This is a genomic window from Bacillus multifaciens, assembly GCF_030756675.1.
In the GTDB taxonomy this organism is placed as follows: Bacteria; Bacillota; Bacilli; order Bacillales; family Bacillaceae_G; genus Bacillus_A; species Bacillus_A multifaciens.
On record NZ_JAVBXD010000073.1, the window covers coordinates 1 to 9654 of the forward strand.

The following is a 9654-nucleotide window of genomic DNA, read 5'->3' on the forward strand; positions in this document are numbered from 1 at the left end:
ATGGGGCGCTGTATGCGGTGAAAGTCGCACGTACAGTGCTAAGCGGGGGAAAAGATGGAGATAACTTCAAAGTATTACCTATCGCAACGAATAGAAAGTTGTATTTGGTGAGCAAACAGGGAAAACCCTAGCTTTCATACGGCTAGAGCTTTTTAGAGGATACTCTTTGAATAGACAAGTGTTTTGCATAAAGAATTTTAACATATATCACCGTTTAACTTTAATAGGAAATAATTAGGACCTGCGATGCGCTACAGGTCCTGATAAAAAAATATGGAAACGTTAGGGTTATCTTTACATTATCAAAAATAGCAATTTAATTCCATGTGTTGGTTGTTGAGAAAGAAATTATAAGGTATTAATAAAAAATTTCACTTTAATAAAAAAGACCCCATATTATTAATGGGGCAAAAATTTGCAATGGTGACATGGATAAAGTCACGCCATTTAATCTAACATAAAATATCGAAAAATAATATTGGTAAATGTATGTAAATAAAAAAAGAACCTAAGGAAGTTAGGTTCAATGGAAGAACCTTTAATTGGATGTATTTTGATGAGTCTTATGTAAGTTGACTTAGATAACTTACAAAAAGCCCTGATGAAGTAGGCATCAGGGCTTTTTGTTGCTGTTTGATAAGATAACGGTTTTCTGATCAAACATTTGTTATGACATTACAAATACAAAAGTAGAAAATCTTATTACTATATTAAGATAACACAATATTACTGTTGTTGGAAGTGTTTTGCTAATAAAAGTAAAAAAATTAGATGATAAAAAATGCGATTCGTAGAGTTGGCATATTTTTATAGAATGCATTGATTGCTGTAACCCATAAATTTTAATCAAAATTTATGGGTTCGTCGTGCGGAGAAGGAGAAGAAAGGGAAATATTAAAGAAGAAAAGTGCTTGCTTTTATTTGAAAGGTAGGCACTTTTCTTCTTTACATAAAATGAAACTCCTATGATAAATCCATGTTCACGGTTGAAAATGATGGGTTCTATCTGTAATATTAAAAGGTGCTAATAATTTATGATATAGAAACAAGAATAGGAAAAACTACATGTAAGGGTCTTATTACAACATTATATATCATAGTAGGGGGTTTCGCAGTTTGCGACGTACGTTATATCGATTATTGATTGAACTTACAAACGGTCGTTTTACGTCTTATATATTGCGTAAATTTGCACAGTCTCGTTTAAGCTCAATGATTATTCCATCTTATGCGAAGGTATTTCAAATTAACCAAGATGAGATGGAGAATGGATTAAAAGAGTATCAAACGCTTCATGAATTATTTACGCGTAAATTAAAAGAGGGCAAACGATCAATTGATACAGAAGAGTCTGCTATTGTGAGTCCGGTTGATGGCGTTTTTGCAGATCATGGTCCCATTGATGAGGCAAAAATGTTTGAAATCAAAGGGAAACAGTATTCTATTGTAGACATGCTTGGTACGGATGAAAGGGCAACGCGTTACGCAGGTGGTACATACATGGTGATTTATTTAAGCCCAAGCCATTATCATCGTATTCATAGTCCACTTTCTGGTACAGTGACAGAGCGTTTTGTACTTGGAAGAAAGTCATACCCTGTTAATGCAGCAGGTATGAAATATGGAAGAGATACGTTGTCTAAAAACTATCGCTCTGTAACAGAGATAGAGAGCGAAGGCGAGCGGATGGCGCTTGTTAAGGTAGGTGCAATGTTTGTGAATAGTATTGAACTGTTGCATGAGAGAGAAACTATGCAAAAAGGTGAAGAGATGGCCTATTTTACATTTGGCTCCACAGTCGTGTTATTATTTGAAAAAGGTATGGTTGAAGTTGTTCAATCATTAGCTAGTGGACGAGAGGTTCGTGTTGGTGAGAAAGTGGCAACTCGATTATAAAAGAGCCGTCTTATAAGATGGCTCTTTTTACAGGTGAAGCAGTATCTATTTCTCACGTAATAGGTAGTATGTCTTTAGGGGATCTCATTTAACTAATCATAAGTGGTTAACTGCCACCTATGGAAGTTTTACTGTATATATACTTAAGACGATTTTAAAAGCTTGTCCTCTAATGAACGTCTAATGATTTCTTGTTTAATAAGTAAAATGAAGTCAGGATTTAAATTTAGTTCTTTTGCTTTATAATAAGACTCAGTGAGTAATTCAGTAGATAACTGTTCCATATGTTTCGCCGTCAAGGCGGTTCACCTCCTGCGAAAAAGGAAATTTGTCTCATTTAATGTACCAAAAATTGTCTTATGTCACAATCTGTTGGTTATCCACATTCTGTCGTGGATAAGATGTGGGGAATTGTTGATAATTTTTGAATTGACTGAATTTAACAAGAGGGAAATTGTGTACAAGTTTATCCACAGATGCATAATCGAAAAATGCTGTCGAAAAATTTTATTCAATTTTAACAGACAGTAGCTGTTAGATGATTTATCCCGCTTTTACAGAAAATCACAAGAAGAATGTCCTGTAAGAGCCCGATAAGTTCAGCTAACCATTTTGAGAGAAAGACGCTCTCAAAATGGAAGTTGAACCATATAAAACTCCTCAAAGAGGTGAAAGAAAGTGAGTTTATTTTTACCGAATGAATACGTGAAAAACGTGTATCATATTCAACCTGAAGAATTGAAAAACCGAGGTATAAAAGGAATTATTACTGATTTAGATAATACCTTAATCGAATGGGATCGTCCGAATGCGACACCGCAATTGGAAGAATGGTTTGCAAAAATGAAGGAACACGGCATTCAAGTGACAGTTGTTTCAAATAATAATGAACAACGTGTAAAAGATTTTGCTGATCCACTTGGTATTCCGTTTATTCATAGTGCACGTAAGCCACTTGTTCGTGCTTTTAAACAAGCGCTGACGAAAATGAATCTGCGTGCGGAAGAAGCAGTTGTAATTGGAGATCAAGTATTAACAGATGTGCTTGGTGGGAATCGTGTTGGGCTACATACGATTTTAGTTGTTCCAGTTGCAAAAACAGATGGATTTATGACTCGTTTTAATCGAAAAATTGAGCGTAGAATTATGCGTAACATGAAGAAAAAAGGTTTAATTAATTGGGAGGAATAAAGTTTGACTGAGACGTTTAAATGTATTGGATGCGGCGTTGCAATCCAAACAGAAAATAAAAATGAAGTTGGTTATGCACCAGCTTCTTCGTTAGAGAAAGAACATATCATTTGTCAGCGTTGTTTCCGTTTAAAGCATTACAATGAAATTCAAGATGTATCATTAACAGATGATGATTTTTTACGCATTTTAAATGGAATTGGACAATCTGATGCCTTAGTTGTTAAGATTGTTGATATTTTCGACTTTAGTGGAAGCTGGCTTCCTGGTCTGCATCGCTTTGTTGGAAATAATAAAGTACTTCTTGTCGGGAACAAAGCAGATTTAATTCCAAAATCAGTAAAGAAGGAAAAGCTTACACATTGGATGCGCTATAGTGCAAAACAACTTGGTTTAAAGCCAGAAGAGGTTTTCTTAATTAGTGCAGCAAAAGGTCAAGGTATTGATGAGCTTGCAAGCGCAATTGAACATTATCGTAATGGAAAAGATGTGTATGTTGTTGGATGTACAAATGTTGGGAAATCAACGTTTATTAACCGTATTATTAAAACGTTTAGCGAGGAAACGGAAAATGTCATTACGACATCACATTTCCCTGGTACAACGCTAGACTTAATTGATATTCCGCTTGATGAAAATTCATCTTTATATGATACGCCAGGTATTATTAATCATCATCAAATGGCGCATTACGTTGGAAAGCAAAGTTTAAAAATAATTACGCCAACAAAAGAAATTAAGCCGATGGTCTTTCAACTGAATGAAGAACAAACGTTATTCTTCGGTGGACTAGCACGATTTGATTATATAAGTGGCGGTCGTCGTTCGTTTACTTGTCATTTATCTAATCGTCTTACGATTCATCGTACGAAGCTTGAAAAAGCAGATGCATTGTATGAAAATCATGCCGGAGAATTATTAAATCCGCCAACACCAGAAGAACTTGAAAACATGCCTGAGCTTGTAAAGTATGAGTTTACTATTCATGAGCCGAAAACAGATGTTGTATTTTCAGGTTTAGGATGGGTAACAGTGAATGAAGCTGGGGCAAAAATTGCAGCGCATGTACCAAAAGGAGTTAGTGTTTCATTACGTAAATCTTTAATTTAAAGTGGTGAGGACTTGTGAAACAATTATATGGTGTAATTGGAAATCCAATTGGACATTCTTTATCACCGTTTATGCATAATGATGCATTTGCTCATTTAGAGATGGATGCACATTATCATGCTTTTCTCGTTCAAGAGAGTGAGTTAGGTGAAGCGGTGAAAGGATTGAAGGCACTTGGAGTTGTTGGATTTAATGTGACAACGCCGCACAAGGTTGCGATTATGCAGTATTTAGACGAAATTGATCCTTTGGCAGAACAAATTGGTGCGGTAAATACAGTGCTGCATAAAGAAGGAAAATTAGTTGGCTATAATACAGATGGAATAGGGTATGTTCGTTCATTGGAATCTATTAGTAAAGGACCATTGACGAACAAACGTATTTTACTGCTCGGAGCCGGCGGTGCGTGTCGTGCGATTTATTATTCACTTGCAGGTGCTGGTGTGAAAGAGATTGACATTGCAAATCGTACGGTAGAGAAAGCGGAGCAGCTTATTGCAGAATGCAGAAGTGAAGTCGTGTCTTTGGCGCTTTCCTTAGAAGAAGCAACAGAGAAACAAACATTATATGATATTATCATCCATACAACGACAGTAGGAATGCATCCTCATGTAGAAGATACACCGCTACGAATTCAAGATTTGAAAAAAGGAAGCATTGTATCTGATATTATTTATAATCCGTTTGAAACGAAGTTGTTGCGAGACGCGAAGGCGCACGGGGCGATTGTGCAAAATGGCATTGATATGTTTGTTTTTCAAGGTGCACTTGCATTTGAAATTTGGACGGGACGTTTGCCGAATATAGAACGAATGAAACAAATAGTAATGAAAAAGCTTGGAGGCTAAATACATGTTAACAGGAAAACAAAAACGATTTTTACGTGCAGAGGCGCATCATTTAACGCCAATTTTTCAAGTTGGTAAAGGCGGCGTAAATGGAAATATGGTAAAACAAATTGCAGAAGCGCTAGAAGTACGCGAGTTAATCAAGGTTAGTGTACTGCAAAACTGCGAATTTGATCGCCATGAAGTAGCAGAAGAGGTTGCACAAGGTGCAAAAGCTGAACTTGTACAGGTTATCGGAAGTACAATCGTTTTATATAAAGAATCAAAAGAAAATAAACGCATTGTGTTACCAAAAACAAAGTAACGATTTCTAAAAGTTAGTTGAACCAATCGAGTTCGTATAGGTGCCTCGTTTTGTCATAGATGAGAACTATCGCCTATAAGGACAAGGTAAAGGGGCGTTTTCTTTGAAGAGAATCGGAATTATTGGCGGGACATTTGACCCGCCTCATAATGGACATTTGTTAATTGCAAATGAAGTGTACGATACATTGGAACTTGATGAGGTTTGGTTTCTACCAAATCAAATCCCCCCTCATAAACGAGACAAGAACGTTACAAGTGTACGTAATCGTTTAGAAATGATTCATTTAGCAATTGAACAAGACATGCATTTCTCTATTTGTATAGCGGAACTAGAACGAGAAGGTCCGTCTTACACATATGACACTATGTTACAATTGACAAAGGAGCATCCAGACGTTCAATTTTATTTTATTATTGGCGGGGATATGGTGGAGTATTTACCAAAATGGTATAACATCGATGAATTGTTAAAGCTTGTTACGTTTGTCGGCGTTGCTCGTCCTGGTTATACACTTTCTACACCTTATGACATTGTAACGGTAGAAATTCCGGAATTTGCTGTCTCTTCTTCGCTTCTTCGCGAACGTTTAACAAAGAAGAAGACATGCAAGTATTTGCTTTCCAAAGGGGTACAGGAATACATTGAGAGGAATGGGCTATATGGATCGTAAACGAGCACTTGAAATTGTGAAACAACAAATGCATGAAAAGCGTTATATTCATACAATTGGTGTTATGGAAACGGCTATCGAACTTGCAAAGCAATATGGTGTTGATGAAAAAAAGGCGGAAATGGCAGCGATTTTTCACGATTATGCAAAGTGTAGACCGATTTCAGAAATGGAAGAGATTATTAAGCAAGAACATTTGCCAAAAGATTTATTGCTTTATAATAAAGAATTATGGCATGCGCCGGTTGGGGCATATTTAGTAGAACGAGAAGTTGGTATTACAGATGCAGACATACTACAAGCTATTACGTATCATACGAGTGGACATGAGCAGATGACGATGCTTGATAAAGTGATTTACGTGGCGGATTATATTGAACCTGGTCGTAAGTTTCCAGGTGTTGAAGAGGCACGAAAGTTAGCACGAGAAGATCTTAATCAAGCGTTATTATATACTTTAAAGCATACGATCCAATTTTTAATGGAAAAGAATCAAACGATTTATCCATTAACATTTCAAACGTATAATGCAGTCATTAAGGAGGACCTTACGAAATGAAGGACAGAGAATTATTAGTATTGGCAGCGAGAGCAGCTGATGATAAAAGAGCAGAAGATATTGTTGTGTTAAATATGCAAGGAATTTCCCCGCTTGCTGATTATTTTGTAATTTGTCATGGTAACTCAGATAAACAAGTGCAAGCAATTGCTCGTGAAGTGAAAGAACAAGCACATGAAGTACAAGTTGATGTAAAACGTATGGAAGGCTTTGAAGAAGCACGTTGGGTATTAGTTGATCTTGGTGATGTTGTTGTACACGTATTCCATAAAGATGAGCGTGATTATTATAATTTAGAACGTCTTTGGGGCGATGTACCGCGCGAAGATGTTACAGAAGAGTTAGGTCAATGAGATACGAACAATTTGCATTGTTATACGATGAGCTAATGAATGATGTCCCATATGAAAAATGGGTGGAATTTACGGAACAAAGCTTGGAGCAAGTCGGTAAGACAGATGCAAAAATTCTTGATGTTGCTTGCGGGACAGGGAATGTTACGTTACCCCTTGTACAAAGAGGATACGATGTAACCGGAGTAGATTTATCAGAAGAAATGTTAACAATTGCTCAGCAAAAGTTAGGTGAAGAAGGTCAATTTATTCCTTTTTATCAACAAGATATGCGTGAGTTAGATGTTCCCGGCGAGTTCGATTGTGTAACAATTTTTTGTGATTCTTTAAATTATGTACTAGAAGAAGAGGGCATCCAAGAGACATTCCGACGTGTATATCATCATTTGCGCCCAGATGGCTTGTTCTTATTTGATGTGCACTCTCTTTATAAAATTCATCACGTATTTCAAAATGAAACGTATACAGTGAATGGAGATGAAATCTCTCTCATTTGGAACTGCTTCCCAGGTGAAGAACCAAACAGTGTGGAGCATGATTTAACATTTTTTGTACGAGATGAAGAAGAGGATGTGTATCATCGATTTGATGAATTGCATATGCAACGTACATATCCTGTTGAAGAACTGACGAAGTGGCTTGAAAAAGCTGGTTTTACGGTTCTTCGTGTAACAGGAGACTTCGAAAGAATGGAAGTCACAGAACAAACAGAGAGAATCTTCTTTGTCGCTACAAAAAATGCATAATAAAAAAGCAACCATTCGCGGTTGCTTTTTTATTAGATAGCAAAAAATAAAAAAATATATGAAGGAATAAAGTTGTTTTTGTCGTAAAAGATATATTAATGCTTATTAAATTGCTGTTCTATGTGCTCTACATCCTCTTCGTACTTTTCGTGTGTTCGTTTTAACACCTTATTAAACAAATCTCCGATATGTTCGTCTAAAACGCGAATCCCTTCTCCTGTTATACCTCCTTTTACACAAACTTTCTCCTGTAAAGTTGGCAAGGTGAAAATTTGCTTTTCTAGCAGTTTTCCCATTCCAATAATCATTTCACTTGTTAAAATAGTAGCTTCTTCACGTGTGATATTTGTTTCCTCGACAGATGCGTCAATAAAACGTTGTAATAAGTAGCTGAAAAATGCAGGGCCACAGCTTGCGATATCGGATGCTACTCTTGTGATATGCTCTTCAATGATGATAGGTTTAGAGATTTTTTGGAATAAGTTTAATATATGTCTTTGCCATTCTTGCGAGCAGTTTTTTCCGAATGTGCATAGAGAGTCCCCGGCTAAGGCGCGATTTGTAATACTTGGAATAACACGAGCAACATTACAAGATACGATTGTTTCTAATTGCCCGGTAGATATGGGACTTGTAATAGAGATTAGACATTTATCGTTGGTAAGAATTGAAGCATGCTTTGTCAAAATAGGGTGTATGTCTAATGGTTTTACACAAATAAAAATGAGCTCAGAGCGTTCGATTACTTCTTGGATTGTTTTTGCTATATGAATGGAAGGATACTTCTCTTTTATATGATATGCTTTTGCGAAAGTACGATTAATGATAGTAAGACACGAAGGTTTGACAGTGCGGGCTTCGATACATGCATCAATAAGTATATTCCCCATATTTCCTGTTCCTATTATTCCTATGTTCAATGTTTCATCCCCTCCTTCGTAACATCTTTCTCCTAAACAATATGAAGTTTATTTCGAATTTATGAATTAGAGGTGCAAAATGATGATGATGAATTTGTCAAGAAAGTGGCTAGTTTTGTTTGCAGCAATTGTTGTTGTCATTGTTTTATTTGTATGGCAAACAAAAGGTAGACAAGAACAAGCGGTAATGAAAGTGGAAGCGAATGCGAAGATGGAAGGGAAAAAGGAGAAAACAAAGGTAACGGAATCTAAATTGCAATTGAAAATGATTATTGTTGATACGAAAGGGGCTGTACATCGTGAAGGAGTATATGAATTGCAAAGCGGAGCCAGGGTGAAAGATGCTGTTGAAAAGGCAGGAGGTTTTTTACCGGAAGCAGATGTAACAAAAGTAAATTTAGCACAGTTTGTACAAGATCAAATGGTGATTTATGTGCCGAAAAAAGGGGAGCAAATTACCACTGTGAATGGAGCACCCGTGTCAGAAGGGAAAATACAAATAAACACAGCAACAAAGGACCAGCTTGAAAAAATATCGGGAATCGGTCCTAGAAAAGCAGAAAATATTATTAAGTATCGTGAGCAGCACGGTCCCTTTCAAAAAGCAGAAGATTTATTAGAGGTGGATGGAATTGGTGAAAAATCGCTGGAAAAAATGAAAGATGAGATAATTGTTCCTTAAATAAACATTGACGACTTTTTTCTTATTTCGCTACACTATAAAGTGAAACTTTAATCAGTGGGGGTTTTCTTCATCCCCCACTGATTATTAGTTGAACCAATCGGGCTTTTACGGGCAGTTTCTCTCCCACCTAACTTCTTCAGAAAAGCGGAATCGGCTCGCTCAGAATCGCAGGACGCCCACGCCAAAGGCAGAGAGGCGCTTTTTGCCTCGTCCGAGGGGGCGAAACGGCCGGAGATTCTAGCCGCTAGAGCTGGACAACAAAGAAATGCGGAAGTGGCTCGTTCAGAATGTGAGGGGGATGGAGCTTCTGACGTAGAGGTGTTTTTTACCTCGTAGGAAGAAGCGAAGCCACCGAACATTCTAGCCACT

Annotated in this window: 12 protein-coding genes; 10 read left to right on the forward strand and 2 right to left on the reverse strand. The window is 36.9% G+C overall.

Annotated features, from left to right (window positions below; genetic code table 11):
- Positions 1-1116: 1116 nt before the first annotated feature.
- On the forward strand, positions 1117-1896 hold the full coding sequence (locus tag Q9306_RS23965) for a phosphatidylserine decarboxylase (RefSeq protein ID WP_306203060.1): 780 nt from the start codon (positions 1117-1119) through the stop codon (positions 1894-1896).
- Between the two features lie 143 nt (positions 1897-2039).
- Here the strand turns inward: Q9306_RS23965 and Q9306_RS23970 are convergent, their stop codons facing one another.
- The gene (locus Q9306_RS23970; protein ID WP_020062215.1) at positions 2040-2195 is read right to left on the reverse strand and encodes a sporulation histidine kinase inhibitor Sda; all 156 of its coding nucleotides are present in this window, start codon (positions 2193-2195) and stop codon (positions 2040-2042) included.
- A gap of 379 nt (positions 2196-2574) precedes the next feature.
- Here Q9306_RS23970 and Q9306_RS23975 point away from each other — a divergent pair, with 379 nt between their 5' ends.
- From Q9306_RS23975 to Q9306_RS24010, 8 genes are all read left to right on the forward strand, one after another.
- Positions 2575-3087: a YqeG family HAD IIIA-type phosphatase gene (locus Q9306_RS23975; RefSeq protein WP_306203062.1), complete on the forward strand. Its 513-nt coding sequence runs from the start codon at positions 2575-2577 to the stop codon at positions 3085-3087.
- Between the two features lie 3 nt (positions 3088-3090).
- Positions 3091-4197 (forward strand): ribosome biogenesis GTPase YqeH, encoded by a 1107-nt coding sequence (yqeH, locus tag Q9306_RS23980; protein WP_306203065.1) that lies wholly within the window; start codon positions 3091-3093, stop codon positions 4195-4197.
- A 14-nt stretch (positions 4198-4211) separates the two neighbouring features.
- On the forward strand, positions 4212-5045 hold the full coding sequence (gene aroE, locus Q9306_RS23985; RefSeq protein ID WP_306203067.1) for a shikimate dehydrogenase: 834 nt from the start codon (positions 4212-4214) through the stop codon (positions 5043-5045).
- Between the two features lie 4 nt (positions 5046-5049).
- On the forward strand, positions 5050-5349 hold the full coding sequence (gene yhbY, locus Q9306_RS23990; protein ID WP_306203069.1) for a ribosome assembly RNA-binding protein YhbY: 300 nt from the start codon (positions 5050-5052) through the stop codon (positions 5347-5349).
- 103 nt (positions 5350-5452) lie between these two features.
- Complete coding sequence (locus Q9306_RS23995) at positions 5453-6022, forward strand: nicotinate-nucleotide adenylyltransferase (protein ID WP_306203071.1); 570 nt, start codon at positions 5453-5455, stop codon at positions 6020-6022.
- Positions 6012-6581, forward strand: coding sequence for a bis(5'-nucleosyl)-tetraphosphatase (symmetrical) YqeK (yqeK, locus tag Q9306_RS24000; protein WP_306203073.1), 570 nt, complete (start codon positions 6012-6014; stop codon positions 6579-6581). Before Q9306_RS23995 ends, yqeK begins: the two co-directional genes overlap by 11 nt.
- Complete coding sequence (gene rsfS / locus Q9306_RS24005) at positions 6578-6934, forward strand: ribosome silencing factor (protein WP_020062222.1); 357 nt, start codon at positions 6578-6580, stop codon at positions 6932-6934. The genes yqeK and rsfS overlap by 4 nt, the downstream gene beginning before the upstream one ends.
- The gene (locus Q9306_RS24010) at positions 6931-7680 is read left to right on the forward strand and encodes a class I SAM-dependent DNA methyltransferase (protein WP_306203075.1); all 750 of its coding nucleotides are present in this window, start codon (positions 6931-6933) and stop codon (positions 7678-7680) included. The genes rsfS and Q9306_RS24010 overlap by 4 nt, the downstream gene beginning before the upstream one ends.
- Before the next feature lie 95 nt (positions 7681-7775).
- On the opposite strand, the gene comER is transcribed toward Q9306_RS24010, so the two are convergent.
- On the reverse strand, positions 7776-8600 hold the full coding sequence (comER, locus tag Q9306_RS24015) for a late competence protein ComER (protein ID WP_306203077.1): 825 nt from the start codon (positions 8598-8600) through the stop codon (positions 7776-7778).
- 82 nt (positions 8601-8682) lie between these two features.
- Here comER and Q9306_RS24020 point away from each other — a divergent pair, with 82 nt between their 5' ends.
- Positions 8683-9282: a helix-hairpin-helix domain-containing protein gene (locus Q9306_RS24020; RefSeq protein WP_306203079.1), complete on the forward strand. Its 600-nt coding sequence runs from the start codon at positions 8683-8685 to the stop codon at positions 9280-9282.
- Positions 9283-9654 lie beyond the last annotated feature (372 nt).